This is a genomic window from Pseudomonas sp. H3_A02 (assembly GCF_054671965.1).
The window spans coordinates 1,018,797-1,038,325 of sequence record NZ_CP162807.1; the positions used below are offsets into that span (position 1 = coordinate 1,018,797).

Here is a 19,529-nt window from a genome sequence, read left to right on the forward strand (position 1 = left end):
ATTGCTTATGGCTATTGACCGAGCATTTTTTTATGCTCGCGTCCGTTATGGCAATTGTGCGTGGGAGACCTTCGGGTCTGCCGGCGGTACCGGACCGGTCTTGCACACCTACGTACAGTTGCCACCTCTTCGAATGCAAGCGAAAGGATGGCGACTCCAACTCTGGTACATAAATATGGTCAAGCATTCACCGAATCCGCCGCAAAGCGGCCACAAATCCCGCGTCCAAGCGCAGGAAGAAAAAAAGCTCGATGACGCCGCCACCCGCGCCCTCGACTACTACCTCAACCCCAAGCCCGCCTCACCGCCCGAACCTGACAAAAACCAACTCTTCATCGTGTCCCCCCACATAGACACCGAAACCCTGCTCGCCAACGCCTCCGAAGACCTGCTCTCCATCAGCACCATCGCCGCCGACCTGGCTGACGACGTGGACGACTCACGCCGCTGCATCGCCCTGGCGATCAGCCGCATGGCCGATGGGGTGCAGTTGCTGGTTGAGCGGGCGTTGGATCATTTGGAAACAAAGGAGGCGGCGGCGCCTGGCACCAAGGGTGTAAAGCATTGCATTGATGCAGGCTGAGCCGGCGCCATCGCGAGCAAGCTCGCTCCCACAGGGGAAGTGGGTTGTCGCGGATATAGCAGTCGACACAAAACAACTGTGGGAGCGAGCTTGCTCGCGATGACGGTGTATCAGGCACTATCGATGCAAGCTGATACGGCCCCATCGCGAGCAAGCTCGCTCCCACAGTTGGATCGGGGTACAGCCGGGAGAGATAGGCCGGCTGTAAGGCCGCCTTCGCGAGCAAGCCCGCTCCCACAGGAGGAACGCGGTCTCACCAAGAACCAGGTCGGCTCTCAGGCCGCCTCGTGGTGGGGTGGACGTTGATCTCAGCGCCCCGTCAACCACGATGGCCGAACGCAGGCATTGTGGAGTGGGCATCCCGGCATGGATGCCGGGATAGCCGCGCTGGGCCATGGATGGCCCTTCGCGGCGGGCCCACGGAGCAATGCCGGAGTGAGGGCACACCGAGCCTAGGCGAGGTGCCGAGTGGTGGGGCAGGAGCGTTTTGGTTACTTTTGACTGGGCCGGCTTCCGGGCTCTTCAAAAGTGACCCGCCGTAAGGGCGGAACCCTAAGCCGCCGTTACCGCAGCAACGGATATGTACTCGACCAACACCAATACCACGGACGATCAAGCAATAACCGGCGCCCGATCCCAATCCAACTGCGCCGCCACCATCGGCCGGCCAAACCAGTAACCCTGCCCCAACTCACACGCCAGTCCAAGCAAAAACACCGCCTGCTCACGCTGCTCGATGCCCTCGGCGTGCACCTGCATACCCATGCTGTGGGCCAAGGCAATGATCACCCGAACGATCGCCGCATCATCCTCATCCCACGGCAACCCCGCGACAAAACCCTGATCGATCTTCAGCTTCTGCACCGGCAAACGCTTAAGCCGCAGCAACGACGAATAACCCGTGCCGAAATCGTCGATGGCCAGGCGCACGCCCAACTCCCGCAGGCGATGCATCTGCTCCAGCGCCACCTCCGGGTCTTCCATCACCGCGCTTTCCGTCACTTCCAATTCCAGGCAGGCCGGATCCAGGCCCGTGTCGTGCAACACCTGCGCGACCTGCTCATACAACTCACGATGGGCAAACAGCCGACTCGAGACGTTGACCGCGACGAACGCCAACGCCACGCCCGCCTGCTGCCACCGACACATCTGCCGGCAGGCCTGGTCCATAACCCAGGCATCGATCTGGGCAATCAGACCGGTTCGCTCGGCGATGGGAATGAACTCGGCCGGCGACACCAGCCCCCGCGTGGGATGCTCCCAGCGCACCAGCGCCTCGACACCGACCAGACGGCTACTCGCCAAGTCGTGTACCGGTTGGTAATGAACGCGCAACTCCTGCTGCTGCAGTGCGCGACGCAGCTCGAAGGCAATCTCGACCCGTTGCTGCGCGTGGGCAGTGAGCTCTTCGGTGTACAAGGCGTAGCCATCGCGTCCGGCGCTCTTGGCCTTGAACAGCGCCGAGTCGGCATTGCGCAACAGTTGCCCGGCGTTCAGGGCATCGCCGGGAAACAGGCTGATGCCGATGCTGGCGTTGATGAACAACGCGTGCTCATCGAACCGCAGCGGTTCTTTCAAGGCGTCGAGGATGCGCCGGGCCAACGCCGCGGCCTGATCGGGCTGGGAGCAGTTTTCCACCAGCAGCGCAAATTCGTCGCCCCCCAGCCGCGCCAGGGTCACGCCCGGCGCAAACAGCCCGCGAAATCGCTCGGCCACGCCTTTGAGCAACTCATCGCCCACATTGTGGCCCAGGCTGTCATTGATGTTCTTGAAGTGATCCAGGTCCACCAGCAACAGCGCACAGCCACGCTTGTGCAACTGCGACGACGTCAGGGCCTGCTCGGTACGGTCGGAAAACAGCAGGCGGTTGGGCAAGCCTGTCAGCGGATCGTGGTGGGCCAGGTACGCCAGCTCATGCTCGGAATCCTTGAGGGCGCTGATGTCAGAAAACACCGCCACATAATGGCTGACCCGGCCGTTTTCGTCGCGAATGACGCGGATCGTCTGCCATTGTGGGTAGATCTCACCACTTTTACGCCGATTCCAGATTTCACCACTCCACTCGCCCAGGTTGTCCAGCGCGGCAAACATGTCGCGATAGAAATCCGGCCCATGGCGACCAGACTTGAACAGGTTGGGGCGCTGGCCCAGTACTTCGTCCCGGGCATAACCGGTGATCGCCATGAAAGCCCGATTCACATGCACGATCAGGCCGTTGTGGTCCGTCACCAACACCCCTTCGCGGGTGCAATCGAAGACGGCGGCGGCCTGGCGCAGGCGCTCGCGATCGGCGCCGTGCTCGCCCTTGGCGAAAAACCGCGAGATCCGTGCCCGGGCCAGGAAGATCAGCCCGGCGCTGAGCAGGATCCAGGCATAACCATTGATCAGGAGCCAGCGCTGCCTGTCGGCGAATTGATCGAAGAAACTGCTCAATAAATAACCAATCAGCTGCAGCCAGACGACTGACAACACGAGGTAAAGCAGCGCTACGCGCATGGCACTGCGTTGATAGGCAGGCATTCGGCCATCCATGTCCTTACAAAGAGGTGGATTATAGAGGAAGAAACATTCAGCCACTCTTATCTGAAAGGCCGACTGGTTTTATCTGTGGGGCTGGTGATAATGCAACGGCGGTTTCTATCTTTATCGAGGGCCCTACAGCCTATGTGGTACGAAGGTTTTCTTGGCTTGTCGGCCTGGTCACTGGTGGCAGTCACCCTGCTGATGACCCACGTCACGATCATCGCCGTCACGGTCTATCTGCACCGTTATTCGGCGCATCGCTCCCTGGAGCTCAACGCCGGTCTCAAACATTTCTTCCGTTTCTGGCTGTGGCTGACCACGGCGCAGAACACCCGCGAGTGGACCGCCATCCACCGCAAGCACCACGCCAAATGCGAAACCGAGGATGACCCCCACAGCCCGGTCATCAAGGGCTTGTCCACCGTGCTGCGCAAAGGCGCCGAGCTGTATCGCGCCGAAGCGGAAAACCCGGAAACCCTGCGCATCTATGGCAAGAACTGCCCCGACGACTGGATCGAGCGCAACCTCTACAGCCGCTTCCCGCTGCTGGGCGTGGCGATCATGGGCGTCATCGACCTGCTGCTGTTCGGAACCATCGGCATCACCATCTGGGCCATCCAGATGATGTGGATTCCCGTCTGGGCCGCCGGTGTGGTCAATGGCCTGGGCCATGCCGTGGGCTACCGCAACTTCGAATGCCGCGACGCGGCGACCAACCTGGTGCCCTGGGGCATCCTGATCGGCGGCGAAGAACTTCACAACAACCACCACACCTACCCCAACTCGGCCAAGCTGTCGGTGCGCAAGTGGGAATTCGACCTGGGCTGGGCCTGGATCCGGGTGTTCAGTTTCCTGCGCCTGGCCAAGGTCCAGCGGGTTGCACCGATCGCCCACCGGGTCGAAGGCAAGGGCCACCTGGACATGGACACGGCCATGGCGATCCTCAACAACCGCTTCCAGATCATGGCGCAGTACCGCCGGCTGGTCATCGCGCCGCTGGTCAAGCAGGAACTGGAGAAGGTCGATCACTCGGTACGTCACCAGTTCCACCGGGCCAAACGCCTGCTGTCGCGGGAAACCAGCCTGCTGGACGATCGTCACCACGTGCGTATCCAGAACATGCTCGAACACAGCCACGCACTGAAGGTGATCTACGAGAAACGCCTGGCCTTGCAGCAGATCTGGGTCAAGACCAGCAGCAACGGCCACGACATGCTCGCCGCCATCAAGGAATGGGTCAGCGAAGCCGAGGCCAGCGGCATCCAGTCCCTGCGGGACTTCGCCGACCAGCTCAAGACCTACTCGCTAAGGCCTGCCACGGCCTGACGATGCAACTCCCCCTGTGAAGAAGGGCTTTTGTGATGAGGGGATTTATCCCCGCTGGGCTGCGCAGCAGCCCTGAAACCTGATGACTCGGTGTATCAAAATCACTTGAATTGACTGTCTTGGAGCTGCTTCGCAGCCCAGCGGGGATAAATCCCCTCGCCACAGGTTCAGCTCCCATAATTCGACTCGCTAAATCCCCCGCCCTTCGTCGCCTGAAAAGGAACTTCGCCCCGAATCCCCTATCTCAAAGAGCACTTCGCCATCCTGGCGGGCTTTGGAGAAAAGTGCGTGCAAAACAACAGCAGTGCACGCTCTTTGAGATTTGTGCCGATGGTCGACAAGAACCTACAGGATTACTCCCTACCTCATTGGCCCGAGGCGGCCCAGACGCTCATGGCGCTGATGCATGCCCAGGGCGAAGTGGCGCGCCTGAGCGAACGTGAGCAACTGTTCAGCTCGCTGCTGGTCAGCGTCAATGCCGTGCTATGGGCGTTCAACTGGGAAACCCGGCAAGTGCTGTATGTCAGCCCCGCCTACGAGCGGATCTTCGGCCGCCCCGCCGGCCTGGTCCTGGCTGACTACAACGAATGGCGCGATGCAATCTACCCCGACGACCTGGAGTACGCCGAACGCAGCCTGGCCGAAGTCCTGGTCAAGGGCGCCGTCGAAGATCGTGAATACCGCATCATCGCTGGTGACGGCCAGGTCCGCTGGCTGAGCGACAAGTGCTTCATCAACCGTAAGGCTGAACCTGGGCAACCGGTGATCGTCGTCGGTATCGCCGAGGACATCACCGAAAAGAAGCTGCTGGAAAGTGAGCTGCAGCGGTTGGCGACCACCGATGTGCTGACCCAGAGCAGCAATCGCCGGCATTTTTTCGAATGCGCCCACCGCGAGTTCGAGCAAGCGCGGCTACAAGGGACGCCCATGGCATTCCTGTTGCTGGACATCGATGACTTCAAGGTGATCAACGACACCTACGGCCATCAGGAAGGCGATACCGTGTTGCAGAAGATCGCCGAAAGTGGCCGCTCCGTGCTCCGGCGCGGCGACCTGTTCGGGCGGATCGGCGGCGAAGAGTTCGCGGCGGTGTTCCCCGGTTGCGCCCCCGACATGGCATTGCAGGTGGCCGAGCGGCTGCAACGGGAAATCCAGCGCCTGATGTTCCGTTGTGGCGAGCAGACCTTCGGCATTACCGTCAGCCAGGGCCTGACCAGCATCACGGCCGACGATCAGAGCCTCGACAGCCTGTTCTCCCGGGCCGACGCGGCCATGTACGAGGCCAAGCGCAAGGGCAAGAACCGCATCATCGCGGCTTGAGTGAGTTGTCCCGCCACTGACCCCCTGTGGGAGCAAGGCTTGCCCGCGATAGCAGCGCCTCGGTGTCCACTTGAACCCGAGTTGCCTGCATCGCGAGCAAGCTTTGCTCCCACAAAGCCCGCTCCCACAGGGGTCAGGTGGTGGGGCTACTTGCGGCGCAAGCGCATCAGTTCCGGCAATCCGATCTTCAATAAGCGCGCCGTACGCCCCTGGGCCAGTTCTTCAAGCCCTTCATGCTCGGTCAGGTGGGCCATCTGCGCCGCCATGTTCATCACCAGCGCCTCGCGGGAATAAACCCCACCCCCCAGGCTATAGGCGGCCGCGATCAACTCACGCAACTCCAGCGGCAGACGCCAGCGAGTGCGCAGCGCCGAGCCGAAGCCGGCGCCGTATTGATCGAGGGAATTACCCACTTCCTCCAACTCATCCAGCTCGCCACCCGCCTGCGTCCATTCTTCCAGGCAACGCAGCAGCGCCAGGTCGCCCAGGCGATGCAGCAGCCCCGCGCAGTAACAGCGTTCCGGTTCCAGATCCAGCAGCCGCGCCAGGGTCCGGGCGTACTCGGCGGTGTGCAGCGACAATTCCCAGTAGCGCTTGGCATAGTCCGCCAGATACGGAACGCTGAGGCGGGCGCAGCGCTTGAGGGTCAGGACGAGGATCAGGTTCATGCTCTGCCCCGTGCCGAGCTGGTGCAGCGCCTGGGCCACGGTCTGCACCGGGCCGCCACCCTGATGCTGGGCAGCGCTGTTGGCCGCCGCAATCAGCACGCCAGTAATTTGCGGGTCGGTGCGGATCTCTTCTTCCAGCAGTTTCAGATCCAGGCCAGTGGGGTTGAGGCAACGCTTGACCGCCACCTGCACATCGGTCATCAGCGGCGCGCCTTCGGACAGATCCCGTCGCCGTTCCAGAAAGGCTACCAAGGTCTGCCCCGGCCCCGGAACCGGCACATCGCCGGAGGTGTCTTCAGCGCCACTCAACAGCAACCCTTGCAAACGCTGGGTCAGGCTTTCCCGGTTCAAAGGCTTGGTCAAATACGCCGTCGGCGCCAGGGGCACGACCTCACGCACACTGGCGCTGTCATTACGCCGGCTCATCAGAATGAACGGTAACGGCGCAGCTCGATGCTGTTGGCGAAGGCCACGCAGGATAGTCAGGCCATCAACACCCGGCAGCTCCCAATCGGCGATGACCAGGTCGTACGAATTATGTGCCAGCAAATCCTGGGCCTGCTGCCCGTCGCCGCAGGTGTCCACTCGGGCATCGCAGCGCACGCCCGACAGCACTTGCTCAAGCAGCTCCCGGGACGCCGGGTCAGCCTCGGCGATCAACACACGCGGTACGGCGGGTAAAACCACAGCAGTCATGCAACATCGCTCCCTTGCTATACATGCACCTTAGACAATGAAGGCCGTTCCAGACAGCTCAAACCTGCGGGATATGCCCGCGGCCATGAAAAAACCCGCCGAAGCGGGTTTTTTGTGAATCAGTGCACAATCAGAGTTCGTAAATCAGAGCTCGGAGAAGCACTCTTCGATGATCGCCAGGCCTTTGTCCAGTTGCTCGTCTGGCGAGGTCAGCGGCACCAGTACCCGCAGAACGTTGCCATAAGTACCGCAGGACAGCAGGATCAGGCCCTTGTCCCGCGCCTTGGCCACCACCTGGGCCACTGCCGCGGCGTTCGGCTTGTGGGTGTCGCCGTTTTCGAACAGTTCCACGGCGATCATCGCGCCCAAGGCACGTACTTCACCAATGACCGGGTACTTTCTCTGGATCGCCTTGAGGCCAGTCACCAGACGCTCGCCCACAGCCTTGCAGCGGTCCAGCAGGTGCTCTTCTTCGAACACGTCCATCACCGCCAGCGCCGCCGCACAGGCGATCGGGCTACCGGCATAAGTGCCGCCCAGGCCACCTGGGGCGATGGCATCCATGTACTCGGCCTTGCCGCACACACCGGCCAACGGGAAGCCGCCAGCGATGGATTTGGCGAAGGTGGTCAGGTCGGCGGCAACACCCATCTGTTCCATGGCGAAGAAGGTGCCGGTACGGCCGGCACCGGTCTGCACTTCGTCAGCGATCAGCAGGATGCCGTGCTGGTCGCACAGGGCGCGCAGGCGCTCCATGAAGGCCTTGGGTGCTACGTAGAAACCACCCTCGCCCTGTACCGGCTCGATGATAATTGCGGCGATGTCACGGGGTTCGGCGTCGTTCTTGAAGATGCGCTCGATGCTGGCGATGGAATCATCGATGCTCACACCGTGCAGCTCGTTCGGGTACAGCGCGCGGAAGATGCCACCAGGCATCAGGCCCATGCCGGCCGAGTACGGCACGACTTTACCGGTCAGGCCCAGGGTCATCATGGTGCGACCGTGGTAAGCGCCGGTGAAGGCGATCACACCGGCACGGCCCGTGGCGGCGCGGGCGATCTTCACGGCGTTTTCCACCGCTTCCGAACCGGTGGTGACCAGCAGGGTTTTCTTGGCGAAATCACCCGGGACCTTGGCGTTGATTTTTTCGCACAGTTCCACATACGGCTCGTAGGCCAGGACCTGGAAGCAGGTGTGGGTCAGCTTGTTCAGCTGTGCGGTCACGGCAGCGATGATTTTCGGGTGCACGTGGCCGGTGTTCAGCACGGCGATACCGCCGGCGAAGTCGATGAACTCACGACCTTCGACGTCGGTTACCGTGGCGTTCTTCGCCGACTCGGCAAAGATCGGGTGAATCTGGCCGACGCCACGGGGAACAGCGGCGGTACGGCGGGCCATCAAGTCAGCGTTAGTCTTGCTCATTACAGTCCTCATTCGCCGCTCATCGGTCGGCGTGGTTCAAGGATTACACGGCGAGAAGTCAGCGGCGGCAGCATGCGATGATCGACTGCCACGGCGTTCCCGGCCGCAAAGAAAATACAATTTGAAACCACGCAAAGGGACAGCGCTCTCGTGCCCTTTGCGCTTGAAGCGGATCAGATACCCAGGCAGAGGTATTTGATTTCCAGGTAGTCCTCGATGCCGTACTTGGAGCCTTCACGGCCCAGGCCCGAGGCCTTGATGCCGCCGAACGGCGCGACTTCGTTGGAGATCAAACCGGTGTTGACGCCGACCATGCCGTATTCCAGGGCTTCGGCCACACGGAACACACGGCCCAGGTCGCGGGCATAGAAGTACGAAGCCAGGCCGAACTCGGTGTCGTTGGACATCGCGATCACTTCGGCTTCGTCTTTGAAGCGGAACAGCGGCGCCAGCGGGCCGAAGGTTTCTTCCTTCGCCACGGCGGCGTTTTTCGGTACGTTGGTCAGGATGGTCGGCTCGAAGAAGTTGCCTTCCATCGCCTTGCCGCCCGACAGCACGGTCGCGCCTTTGCTGACCGCATCGGCGATGTGTTCCTGGACCTTGGCGACCGCCTTGCCGTCGATCAACGGACCGGTGGTGGTGCCATCGTCCAGACCGTTGCCGATCTTGAGCTTGGCCACCGCCACTTTCAGTTTCTCGGCGAACGCGTCGTACACCGAGTCCTGGATGTACAGGCGGTTGGCACAGACGCAGGTCTGGCCGTTGTTGCGGTATTTGGAGATGATCGCGCCTTCGACGGCCTTATCCAGGTCCGCGTCGTCGAACACGATGAACGGCGCGTTGCCGCCCAGTTCCAGGGAGACTTTCTTGATGTCCTTGGCACATTCGGCCATCAACTGACGGCCAATTTCGGTCGAGCCGGTGAAGGACAACTTGCGCACGATCGGGTTGCTGGTCAGCTCGCCACCAATGTCGCCAGCGCTACCGGTGACCACGCTCAGCACGCCTTGCGGGATGCCGGCACGGTGCGCCAGTTCCACCAGGGCCAGGGCCGAGAACGGGGTTTGCGAAGCCGGCTTGATAACCATGGTGCAACCGGCAGCCAGCGCCGGGCCGGCCTTGCGGGTGATCATCGCGGCCGGGAAGTTCCACGGAGTAATGGCCGCGGTCACGCCGATCGGCTGCTTGATCACGATCAGGCGCTTGTCGGGCTGGTGGCCGGGAATCACATCGCCGTAGATGCGCTTGGCTTCCTCGGCGAACCATTCGATGAACGAGGCGGCGTAGACGATTTCGCCCTTGGCTTCGGCCAGCGGCTTGCCTTGTTCCATCGTCATCAGGCGACCGAGGTCGTCCTGGTTTTCGATCAGCAATTCGTACCAGCGGCGCAGCTTGTTGGCGCGCTCCTTGGCGGTCAGCGCACGCCAGGCCGGCAGCGCCTTGTCGGCGGCTTCGATCGCACGACGGGTTTCGGCAGCGCCCATCTTCGGCACAGTGCCCAACACTTCGCCCGTCGCCGGGTTGGTGACCTTGATCGTCTGACCATTGTCCGCATCGACCCAAGCGCCATCGATAAAGGCTTGCTGGCGGAACAACTGGGTGTCTTTAAGCTGCATGTCGGCTTTCCTTAACAGCACCGCGCGCACGCGGAGCGAATTAGATTTGTAGAAAGGCGCCTCGGGGGCTGCCGTCAGGGAAATCATTCACCGGGCTGAAGCACAGAAATAACGCACATAAGCACAGACGTGCGGTTCAGCACCCAGACAAGAGCGTTTGAAATCTCAAACGAATCCTAGGGCCGATGGGGGTGAAGGACAATAGGCTGTTCGAAAAAAAGAACGAAAAAACCGAATTTGCCCGCTTTTTCTGATCAGCGTAGCCAACACCCGGCGAGCTGCCCAAAAACGCAGGCGATTCAGCAGCATGGACGCCCGCCACGCATATGAGTATCATGGCGCCCGCGTCGCACCAGTAGCTCAGCTGGATAGAGTACTGCCCTCCGAAGGCAGGGGTCGTGGGTTCGAATCCCGCCTGGTGCACCATCCTCAGAATCAAAAAGCCCCTGGTCGCAAGACCTGGGGCTTTTTTGTGGGCGCTGTCTCACTCAACGCTTGCGCAACGCCTCCAACCGCGCCGGCAAGTCTTCCTTGGGGAAGCGCTTGTGCAGCGCCAGCAGCTTCTCATCAGCGGCCTCGCTCTCACCCGCCTCGCGCAAGCGCAGGATTTCCATCAGGCCCTGCTCCAGCGATGGCAGTGCAGCTGGCGCGGATTTGCTCATCTTTGCCGCTGGCTTTTCCGCCATGGATTGCATCGGGCTGGCCGGGGCCCGAGCCAGTTCGCCCTGGGGCGCCATGCGGGTGATCGGCGCGGGGGCGGGCATGGCCGGTGGGGGTGCAGCGGCTACGGCGGGTTCTTGCTGGTCGGCGGAAAATTCCATCGAAGCGGGTGAGGCCAGTTCGTCGTGGGGCACAGGGGAACGCAGTACCAGGCCAATCATCAGCGCCACGCCGGCGACCGTGGCGAATGCCATTTGCCAGCGCGGCCGTTGGCAGGCTTGCAGCCAGCGTTGCCACAGGCTTGGCGTCGGCGTCGGGGCTTCGCGACGGGCGGTGGCCAGGATGAAGGCGTCCAGGGAGGCCGGCGGCTCGCCGCTGGCGTGTTGGCGAAAATGCTCGATGAGCCTTTCGTCATCGGGATCCGGGGTGTGTTTGGGGTCGATCATGCGGGTACCTCCTCGGCCAGCAGTCGCTGCAATTTCTGCTGGGCGTAACGCAAGCGGCTTTTGACCGTTTCCAGCGGGACGCCGGTCAGGGCGGCAATCTGTGGCAGCTCCAAGTCACCGTGCAGGCGCAGCAGGAAGACTTCTCGCTGATCCTCGGGCAAGGCCTGCAACGCGGCGTCGAGACGCGCCTGGTCGCGGCTCAGACTCAGCTGTTGCTCGGGGCTGCTGGTGTCGTCGGGCTGGACGTGGAGCTGCTCGTCGTAACTGTCGTGCAACGGGTTGTGGCCGCCATGTTTGCGCCAGTGGTCGATCAAGCGGTTGCGGGCAATCTGGAACAACCAGGTACGAAAACTCGCCCGGCCTTGTGGCTGGGTGGTGCTGCGAATCAGGCTGAGCCAGGTGTCCTGGAAGACTTCCTCGGCCAGTTCGGCCTTGTTGCTCAAGGACATCAGGAAACGGTAAAGCCCTTGCCGATGGCGGGCGTACAAGGCTTCGAAAGCAGCCCCGTCGCCGTTGCGGTAGCGGGCCAGCAGCGATTCGTCGCTGGGAGAATCAAGCGCAGCGGGCATGTCAGTGAGGAACTCCTTTCCGATCATTGCAACACAGTCCTGGCAGACAACAAGGGAAACCTGTGGGAGCGAGCTTGCTCGCGATGGCGGTGCATAAGTCAACATCAATGCCAACTGATCCGAAGCCATCGCGAGCAAGCTCGCTCCCACATTTGCCCCTCGTTGTGCTCGGGATCAGCGCTTGGCCGCGGGCTCAAGGCTCTGGGCCAGCTCCACCAACTGCACAAACTCGCCACGCAGCCCAAACGGATCATCGCCGCGGGCCGAGCGCGCCAATTGTGCGGTGTCCTTCAAAGTCATCGTCCCAGTGTAGCGTCCATCGCCCTTGAGCTGTTGGGCGAAGGCGGCAACAGCGGCCGAGAAGCGCAGGTCATCGCTGGGCTTGCGGTCGTTCTGCACGCCAGCAATGGGATGCTCGATCAATCGACTGCTACCGCCCTCAGCCGGCTTGTAGCGTACGCGCAACATCGCCAATTCCCCTGACGTGCTCTCCGACTTGGGCGTACTTCCATAGCGCAGTGGCTCCAGCCAGCCCGGCGCGCCCTTCGGAACAATTTCATACAACGCCGTCACCGTATGCCCGGCGCCGATCTCGCCCGCGTCGACCTTGTCGTTGTTGAAGTCCTCACGTTTCAACGCACGGTTCTCATAGCCCAGCAGGCGATACTCACTGACCTGGGCGGGGTTGAACTCCACCTGCAACTTCACATCCCGCGCCACCACCGCCAGGGTGGAGCTGAGCTGGTCCACCAGGACCTTGCGCGCTTCGAGCAGGTTGTCGATGTAGGCGTAGTTGCCGTCACCGGCATCGGCGAGTTGCTCCATCAGGTGTTCGTTGTAGTTATCCACACCGAAGCCCAGCGTCGTCAGGGAGACGCCGCTTTTACGCTGGTCCACCGCCATCTGCTTGAGGCTGTCGAAATCACTGATGCCGACGTTGAAGTCGCCGTCGGTGGCCAGCAGGATGCGGTTGATGCCTTTGTCGATGAAGCTCTCCCGCGCCATCTGATAGGCCAGTTCGATACCCGAAGCGCCCGCAGTGGAACCACCGGCGTCGAGTTGATCGATGGCGTTGCGGATGGTCACCTTGTCGCGACCCGAGGTGGGCTTGAGCACCACCCGGGATTCGCCGGCATAGACCACCAGGGACACCCGGTCCTGATCGCGCAATTGGTCCACCAGCAGTTTCAGGGTGCTCTTGACCAGCGGCAGGCCTTCGCGACGATCCATGGAGCCGGAAACGTCCACCAGGAAGACCAGGTTGGCCGGCGCCAGATCCGCCACGGCGCGGTCGCTGGCCTTGATGCCGATGCGCAGCAAGCGGGTGTGGGGATTCCACGGTGACGGGGCCACTTCGGTGGTCACACCAAAGGGTGAGCCGTCGGTGGGCAGGGCGTAGCTATACGGGAAGTAATTGACCATTTCCTCCAGCCGCACAGCACCTTCGGGCGGCAGGCTGCCTTGATTGAGCAGACGTCGCACATTGGCATAGCTGCCGGTATCGACATCCACGCTGAAGGTCGACACCGGCGTTTCGGCCACGCTGTGAATCGGGTTGTCCGGCAGTTTTTCGTATTGTTCACGCGACTCGGCGCGGTAACCCGCAGTGACAGCATCGTTCGCCACGCTGGGGGCGGGCATCGATGCCGGTTTCATGAGCGTGCGCTTGACCGTCGACTGGCGCACTTCGGCGATCTCGCCTTGCGGTACGACGCTGGGCGCCACGGCCACCGGTTCGGACGGATTGGCCGCCTCCCGGGAGGAAGACAACCCACAACCGGCCAACGCCACCAGCAAAGTCACGGCGAAGCCTTGGGCAGCAGGACGCATAAAGGGAAGTGGACGGGACATGGGCTGAACCTCGTGAATGAATGATTCGTACACACGCTCAGACGCAAGGCACACACGGTTCGGGTTAACCGGTGGAAATTATTTTTTCCGGCGGCTGACAACCTTCGTCATTTTCCTCTCCAGCCCCTTGATACCTTTCGGATTTTTCCTCAAGTTACCGCCCCCCGAGTCGAGATACTAAAGTGCCATCAACCCTATAAGGACATTCCGTGTTCAAAACACTCCTCAAGGCCACCGCCCTCATCGCCACCCTGTCGATGACCGGCTGCGTGTCCTACACCGTCACCGGCCCAGTAGGCAACCCGCAGCACCCTGCTCCCGTCAGCAGCCCGCGTATCGCACAAATCGCCGATGTCGCCGTGACTGCACCTGATGTCAACGATGCCACCCGCACGGCCATCAGCCGCTCGCTCACGGCCCAGCTCAATCAGTACGTACAGACCGGCGGCTACTTCAAGCAGGTCACCGAATACCCGACGCGCCTGGGCGAGAATGACGTACTGCTCAAGTTCGACATGACCTCCCTAAAAGGCCATCGCGCCCCGCACCCGGGCTACTTCCCCGGCGCGCTGCTGACCCTCACGGTCTGGATCTGGGTGAACGGCCCTATCTACGTCGACAGCTTCGATGTCGCCGGCAACCTGGTGATCGTCGACCGCGACGGCAAGGAACTGGCAACGGCCAAGGAAGAGATCAAGCTCGAGCGCAATGTTGGTTTGTATGGCCGCGAATACTGGGCGCCGACCATGGGTGCCCAACAGCTGAATCAGTTGGTCGCACAGCTGCTGGACACCGCCACCGCACGCCTGGCCAAACAATAAGGAGCAACACATGATGGGTTTCATCAAACACAGCCTGGTACTGGCCGCCGTTCTGCTGACCGGTTGCGTGTCCTACTCGCAACACCAATTGCCCGACGTGAAGACCTGGCCGCCAGCCGCCGCCACGCCAGCCGCCAAACCCAGCGCCTTCGTGCGCACCACCGCGCAGAACCAGGTCAATAGTGGCCCGGCCGTTGCCGCTTCGGGCGCCCAGGCCACCGCGTGGGAAACCTCCGTGGCCGAGACCTTCCGCGATTCCGGACGCTTCGCACGGGTCAGTACCGACAAGGTCGAGTCGGACATCTACGCAGAAGCCACCCTGCGCAACAACGAACAGTTCAGCATGGCCTCGGCCATCATCACCGGCGCGACCTTCTTCGTGATCCCGTCCACGGCCGAGAACACCTTCACCCTTGAAACCGTGTTCAAGGACAAGGACGGCAAGGAACTGGGGCGCGTGCAGAAGAGTGAATCGGTGCGCACCTGGATGCACCTGGTGCTGATTTTTGGCATTCCGTTCCAGCAGGACACCCGCGACGTGGTACAGGCGCTGACACGTAGCACGTTGGAAGAGGCGGTGCAGCGGCGGTTGCTGTAAGCGACCGCCCGACTCAACGCTTGCTGGAATCCTGTGGCGAGGGAGCTTGCTCCCTCGCCACGGAATCATTCCAACCCTGGCCCAACTTCACTCAGCCCCGATTTCCACCACGGTTTTTCCTTTCCCACGCCCCTCGGCTACCTGCGCAAAGGCCTCATTGACCTCCCCCAGGCCAAACCGGGTTTGATCGATCTTGATCCGCAACGCGCCGGCCTCAATCAGTGCTGCTGCCTCCCGCAAGATCTGGCCATGATGTTCGCGTCCCTTTCCGGTCAGCAGCGGCATCAACGTAAACACCCCGGAATAGCTCGCTCCTCGGAACGACAACGGCGCGAGACTGTGCTGGCCCCAGCCGAGACAGCTGAGCACATGGCCGGTGTAGGTCTTTGCCGCATTGAACGACGCATCCAGGGTCGGGCCGCCAACGGTGTCGTAGACGATGTCGAAGCCTTCGCCATCGGTGTACTGGCGCACGTAGCTGTCGGTGTCCTGAGTCCGGTAGTCGATGGCTGAGGCGCCCAGTTCGCGGATGAAATCCAGGCTGCTGGCCGAGCCCGTGGCGTAGACCTCGGCGCCCCGGGCCTTGGCGATCTGCACGGCCATCTGACCGACGCCGCCCGCGCCGCCATGAATCAGCACCTGTTGCCCGGCCCGGACGTTGGCACGGTCGACCAAACCTTCCCAGGCCGTGATGAATGCCAGCGGCAAGGCCGCCGCTTCGCGCATGCTCAGTGAGCGGGGCTTGGGCGCAATCAGGCGGGCATCGACCGCGATGTATTCGGCCAGCGCGCCTTGAGCCCCGCCGATCCCGCCGGCCATGCCGAATACCTCGTCGCCAGGCGCGAAGTCATCCACGCCTTCGCCCCGCTCAACCACCGTCCCGGCCAGATCAATTCCTAATACAGCGGGCAACGGCTGCCGTGCATGGGCACCGCCTCCCGCCGCGATCTTGGTATCCAGCGGGTTGATTGCGGCGGCATGCACCTTGATCAAGACCTGGCCTTTGCCGGGAACCGGCCGGGCGATGGAACGGACAATCAGCGGCGCCTGAGCGGTTTCGGCAACGGCGGCGAACATGGTGTTGTTCATGACGGTAAACCTCCAAATAAGTGGGCAGGTTCATCATGGGAGCGAAGACGCATTCCGATAAGTGAGCAACAATGGATAGGACTTATTCCAGGCAGAGGCTAAATCCTGATGGATCTGATCGATGCAATGCAGGTGTTCGTGCGGGTGGTGGAGCGCGGCTCGTTCTCGGCGGTCGCCAGGGAGCTGAACCTGGGCCAACCGGCGGTGAGCAAGCAGATCCGCGCATTGGAGCAACATCTGGGTGGGGCGCTGTTTGCCCGCAGCACCCGCCATCTCGCACTGACCGACCAGGGCCAGCGCTTCTACGCCGAGAGCAAGGACATACTCGCCAGTGTGGACGCGGCACGGCTCAGTTTCGCCAGTGGCCAGGAACAGATCGCCGGCCTTCTGCGCGTGGCGGCGCCCGTCAGTTTCGGCCGGTTGTGTATTGCGCCCCTGGTGGGCGAGTTCCTGGCCCGTCACCCACAGGTTCGGATCGACTTGAGGTTGAGCGACCAGAACGAAGATGTGTTGAAGGAAAACATCGACCTGGCCATTCGCATCGGCGTGGTGAAAAACGAAGGGCTGGTGGCGATTTCCCTCGGCGATAGCCCGCGCCGGGTGTACGCCGCCCCTGCTTATCTGCAACAGCACGGCACGCCCCTCGAACCGGCCGACCTGGCCCGCCATAACTGTTTGGCGTTCACCCTGCTGGAACATTACGACGTCTGGCGATTCGCGCAGGATGGCCAGCAGCATAACGTGACGATCAAGGGTAATGTCACCTGCAACAGCAGCGAAGCGATCCGGGAAATGGTGCTGTCGGGCCTGGGCGTTTCGCTTTCACCGCAGTGGTTGTTCGCGGCCGATGTTCGCCAGGGTACCGTCTGCTCCCTGCTTGCCGACTACCAGCCGCTGGCGCTGCCCATCAGCGCCGTGTTCAGTCACGACCGACGCCGCTCGGCGCGGACTCGGGCCTTTGTGGATTTTTTGCGCGAGCGTCTTTGAACAGCCGGGCTAGGATTCACAGGCCAATGACGGCTGCGCAGCCTTGCCATACCGTCCCGGGAAATACGCCGCCGCAGCCACCCCCACCGCCCCCATCACCACGCAATACCCCACGCACACCCACGGGCTCCACGGCACCAGGGCGATCAGCATCAGTGGGGTCATGCTGGCCCACAATGCATAGGCGATGTTGTAGGTGAGCGAGATGCCGGACACGCGGATCTTCGGTGGGAACAGGCTGACCATCACCGACGGCACCGCGCCGACCACGCCGCAACCCAGGCCGGCTACGGCGTAGGCCAGGCCCAGCCAGGCGCTGCCGCTGATCAGGCTGGCGTAGAGCACGGCGATGCCCAGGGGCAGCAGCAGGCTGTAGAGCATGACGGTGCGCCAGGCGCCGATGCGGTCGACGATGAGGCCGGCCAGGACGCAGCCGATGTTCAGGAAGACGATGCCCAGGCTGCTCAGGGCGAAGGTGTAACTGGGGGTCATGCCGAAGCTTTTCTGCATCACGGTCGGGGTGATAACCACGAACACCACCACGGCCGAGGTCAGCACGCAGGTCAGGATGGCGGCGGGCAGCAAGGCCTGGCGATGGTCGCGCAGGACCGTGCGCAACGGCAGTTCCGTAGCGCCTTCGCGATTGGCTTGCAGGGCCATGAAGATCGGCGTTTCGCTCAGCCAGCGGCGCAGCCAGACGCCGATCACACCGAAGACGCCCCCCAGCAGGAACGGCAGGCGCCAGGCGTAGTCGAGAATCTCCGCCGGCGTGTAGATCCGCGCCAGCGCCGTTGCGGTCAGGGCCCCCAGCAAGTAGCCGAAGGTCAGGCCCGCCTGGAGGAACCCCAGGGCATAGCCGCGATGATGCAGCGGCGCATGTTCGGCCACGAACACCCAGGCGCTTGGCACCTCGCCGCCCACCGCCGCGCCCTGCAGGATACGCAGCGCCAGCAGCAACAACGGTGCGAAATAGCCGATTTGCGCATAGGTGGGCATCACCCCGATGAGTAGGCACGGCAAGGCCATCATCAGGATGCTCAGGCTGAACACGCGCTTGCGCCCCAGGCGATCGGCGAAGTGCGCCATGAGAATGCCGCCCAGGGGCCGGGCCAGGTAGCCGGTGGCGAAAATCCCGAAGCTTTGCAGCAAGCGCAGCCAATCGGGCATTTCCGGCGGGAAGAACAGTTGGCTGAGGGTCAGGGCGAAGAACACGAAAATGATGAAATCGTAGATCTCCAGCGCGCCGCCCAAGGCGGCCAGGCCCAGGGTCTTGTAATCGGAGCGGCTGAATCGGTCACCGGGTGAAACAGGGGTGGCAGTCATAGGCAGATTGGAACGATAAGTTGAAAGAGGGCGACGGCTCAGTCGTCGCGATCAGTGTCCACCGGTTGAACCGGTGGTTGGCCTGGCTCGGCGTCTTCGGCCTCGTCGGCAGGCAGGAAATCCTTGCGGCTCTGGGCGATGGCCCGGCGTATTTCGTCGCCCTTGGTGGGGCAGTTCAGGAGGCGGGCGATGCCGTCGGGTTTCTGCGTCATCGCCATCCTCCGGCATGAGTGAACAGGGGCTCGATAGTGCTCGCTTTTGGCGCGTGATGCCAATGTTGTGTCGGGCGTCACCGCCATTGCGGGGGGCTGCTTCGCAGCCCAGCGGGGATAAATCCCCTCGCCACAAGGTTTTTTTTGCTGTTCGGGTCAGCGGTGGTAGCGGCGCACGACGCTGCTGTTGCGCAGGACGTGGCCTTTGATTTTTTCCATCAGCTGGGCCCGTGTGAGGCCAGCGGGGAAGGCTTCCGGCGGCAGGTCCAGGGCGAAGAGCTGGATCAGGTAGTGGTGAGCGCTGTCGCCGATGGGCGGGCAAGGGCCGATGTAGCCGTGGGTGTTCTTGCTGTTGATGCCACTCATGCCTTCCAGCGAGGATTTGGTACCGGCGCCCGCTGGAATCTGCCGGGTGGTGGCCTTGATGCCGTAGTGGATCCAGTGGTCGACGCCCTGGCCCCTCTGGCCGTCCGGGTCCAACATGACGATGGCGTAGCTGAGGGTGCCAGGCGGGCCAGCGTTCCAGCTCAAGGCCGGGGAAATGTTCTTGCCACCACAGGTGTTGGCGTCACTGGCCGCCGCCGCGGTGAAGAGGCGGTCGTCCGACACGCCGGGAATACTGAGGGTAAAACGCTCCTCGGCCTGGGCAGCCCCTTGTGCGCACAGCACCAGGGCGACGGCCGCCAGCCAAGGGGTGAAAATGTTCAATCGGGTCATACCGGGGCACCTTGTGCGTGTCAGGCCATGGACGGCTTGCGAACTATAGCCGCAGCTTCGCCAAGGTTGCAGTGACAATTATGCTGAACCTCGTTCCGGCCC

The 19,529-nt window shown here is 62.4% G+C and carries 17 protein-coding genes and 1 tRNA gene; 7 read left to right on the forward strand and 11 right to left on the reverse strand.

All coding sequences use genetic code 11. The annotated features are described in order from the left end of the window. The first annotated feature begins 175 nt into the window (after nucleotides 1-175). A complete protein-coding gene (locus AB4N80_RS04265; protein WP_305482384.1) occupies nucleotides 176-583 on the forward strand; it encodes a DUF6124 family protein in 408 nt (135 codons plus the stop codon). A 612-nt stretch (nucleotides 584-1,195) separates the two neighbouring features. On the opposite strand, the gene dibA is transcribed toward AB4N80_RS04265, so the two are convergent. Continuing rightward, nucleotides 1,196-3,103, reverse strand: coding sequence for a phosphodiesterase DibA (gene dibA / locus AB4N80_RS04270; protein WP_122566740.1), 1,908 nt, complete (start codon nucleotides 3,101-3,103; stop codon nucleotides 1,196-1,198). Between the two features lie 144 nt (nucleotides 3,104-3,247). On the opposite strand from dibA, the gene desA reads away from it, so the two are divergent. Then, on the forward strand, nucleotides 3,248-4,432 hold the full coding sequence (gene desA, locus AB4N80_RS04275; protein ID WP_122566741.1) for a delta-9 fatty acid desaturase DesA: 1,185 nt from the start codon (nucleotides 3,248-3,250) through the stop codon (nucleotides 4,430-4,432). 330 nt (nucleotides 4,433-4,762) lie between these two features. Continuing rightward, a complete protein-coding gene (locus AB4N80_RS04280; RefSeq protein WP_122566742.1) occupies nucleotides 4,763-5,752 on the forward strand; it encodes a GGDEF domain-containing protein in 990 nt (329 codons plus the stop codon). A gap of 146 nt (nucleotides 5,753-5,898) precedes the next feature. Here AB4N80_RS04280 and AB4N80_RS04285 read toward each other — a convergent pair whose 3' ends face one another. The 3 genes from AB4N80_RS04285 to gabD form a co-directional block, all read right to left on the reverse strand. Next, nucleotides 5,899-7,116: an HDOD domain-containing protein gene (locus AB4N80_RS04285; RefSeq protein WP_122566743.1), complete on the reverse strand. Its 1,218-nt coding sequence runs from the start codon at nucleotides 7,114-7,116 to the stop codon at nucleotides 5,899-5,901. Between the two features lie 144 nt (nucleotides 7,117-7,260). Beyond that, complete coding sequence (gabT, locus tag AB4N80_RS04290) at nucleotides 7,261-8,538, reverse strand: 4-aminobutyrate--2-oxoglutarate transaminase (RefSeq protein ID WP_122566744.1); 1,278 nt, start codon at nucleotides 8,536-8,538, stop codon at nucleotides 7,261-7,263. Nucleotides 8,539-8,711: 173 nt separating this feature from the next. Then, complete coding sequence (gene gabD / locus AB4N80_RS04295; protein WP_122566745.1) at nucleotides 8,712-10,154, reverse strand: NADP-dependent succinate-semialdehyde dehydrogenase; 1,443 nt, start codon at nucleotides 10,152-10,154, stop codon at nucleotides 8,712-8,714. Nucleotides 10,155-10,503: 349 nt separating this feature from the next. Between gabD and AB4N80_RS04300 the strand changes: the two genes are divergently transcribed. Then, nucleotides 10,504-10,580: transfer RNA gene (locus AB4N80_RS04300), tRNA-Arg, on the forward strand. A gap of 62 nt (nucleotides 10,581-10,642) precedes the next feature. Here the strand turns inward: AB4N80_RS04300 and AB4N80_RS04305 are convergent. The 3 genes from AB4N80_RS04305 to AB4N80_RS04315 form a co-directional block, all read right to left on the reverse strand. Beyond that, nucleotides 10,643-11,260 (reverse strand): hypothetical protein, encoded by a 618-nt coding sequence (locus AB4N80_RS04305; protein WP_122566746.1) that lies wholly within the window; start codon nucleotides 11,258-11,260, stop codon nucleotides 10,643-10,645. Further along, nucleotides 11,257-11,829, reverse strand: coding sequence for an RNA polymerase sigma factor (locus tag AB4N80_RS04310; protein ID WP_122566761.1), 573 nt, complete (start codon nucleotides 11,827-11,829; stop codon nucleotides 11,257-11,259). Before AB4N80_RS04310 ends, AB4N80_RS04305 begins: the two co-directional genes overlap by 4 nt. 174 nt (nucleotides 11,830-12,003) lie before the next feature. Then, a complete protein-coding gene (locus tag AB4N80_RS04315) occupies nucleotides 12,004-13,680 on the reverse strand; it encodes a vWA domain-containing protein (protein ID WP_122566747.1) in 1,677 nt (558 codons plus the stop codon). A 209-nt stretch (nucleotides 13,681-13,889) separates the two neighbouring features. Here AB4N80_RS04315 and AB4N80_RS04320 point away from each other — a divergent pair, with 209 nt between their 5' ends. Then, the gene (locus AB4N80_RS04320; RefSeq protein ID WP_122566748.1) at nucleotides 13,890-14,501 is read left to right on the forward strand and encodes a hypothetical protein; all 612 of its coding nucleotides are present in this window, start codon (nucleotides 13,890-13,892) and stop codon (nucleotides 14,499-14,501) included. A 10-nt stretch (nucleotides 14,502-14,511) separates the two neighbouring features. Continuing rightward, nucleotides 14,512-15,099: a hypothetical protein gene (locus tag AB4N80_RS04325; RefSeq protein WP_305469095.1), complete on the forward strand. Its 588-nt coding sequence runs from the start codon at nucleotides 14,512-14,514 to the stop codon at nucleotides 15,097-15,099. 87 nt (nucleotides 15,100-15,186) lie between these two features. Here AB4N80_RS04325 and AB4N80_RS04330 read toward each other — a convergent pair whose 3' ends face one another. Beyond that, nucleotides 15,187-16,188 (reverse strand): zinc-dependent alcohol dehydrogenase family protein, encoded by a 1,002-nt coding sequence (locus tag AB4N80_RS04330; protein WP_305469093.1) that lies wholly within the window; start codon nucleotides 16,186-16,188, stop codon nucleotides 15,187-15,189. A gap of 108 nt (nucleotides 16,189-16,296) precedes the next feature. On the opposite strand from AB4N80_RS04330, the gene AB4N80_RS04335 reads away from it, so the two are divergent. Continuing rightward, on the forward strand, nucleotides 16,297-17,175 hold the full coding sequence (locus tag AB4N80_RS04335) for a LysR family transcriptional regulator (protein WP_122566751.1): 879 nt from the start codon (nucleotides 16,297-16,299) through the stop codon (nucleotides 17,173-17,175). Between the two features lie 9 nt (nucleotides 17,176-17,184). Here the strand turns inward: AB4N80_RS04335 and AB4N80_RS04340 are convergent, their stop codons facing one another. The 3 genes from AB4N80_RS04340 to AB4N80_RS04350 form a co-directional block, all read right to left on the reverse strand. Beyond that, the gene (locus AB4N80_RS04340; protein WP_122566752.1) at nucleotides 17,185-18,498 is read right to left on the reverse strand and encodes an MFS transporter; all 1,314 of its coding nucleotides are present in this window, start codon (nucleotides 18,496-18,498) and stop codon (nucleotides 17,185-17,187) included. Nucleotides 18,499-18,536: 38 nt separating this feature from the next. Then, nucleotides 18,537-18,710, reverse strand: a complete 174-nt coding sequence (locus tag AB4N80_RS04345) for a hypothetical protein (protein WP_163006770.1) — start codon at nucleotides 18,708-18,710, stop codon at nucleotides 18,537-18,539. Nucleotides 18,711-18,866: 156 nt separating this feature from the next. After that, nucleotides 18,867-19,427, reverse strand: coding sequence for a YbhB/YbcL family Raf kinase inhibitor-like protein (locus AB4N80_RS04350; RefSeq protein ID WP_122566753.1), 561 nt, complete (start codon nucleotides 19,425-19,427; stop codon nucleotides 18,867-18,869). Nucleotides 19,428-19,529: the final 102 nt, after the last annotated feature.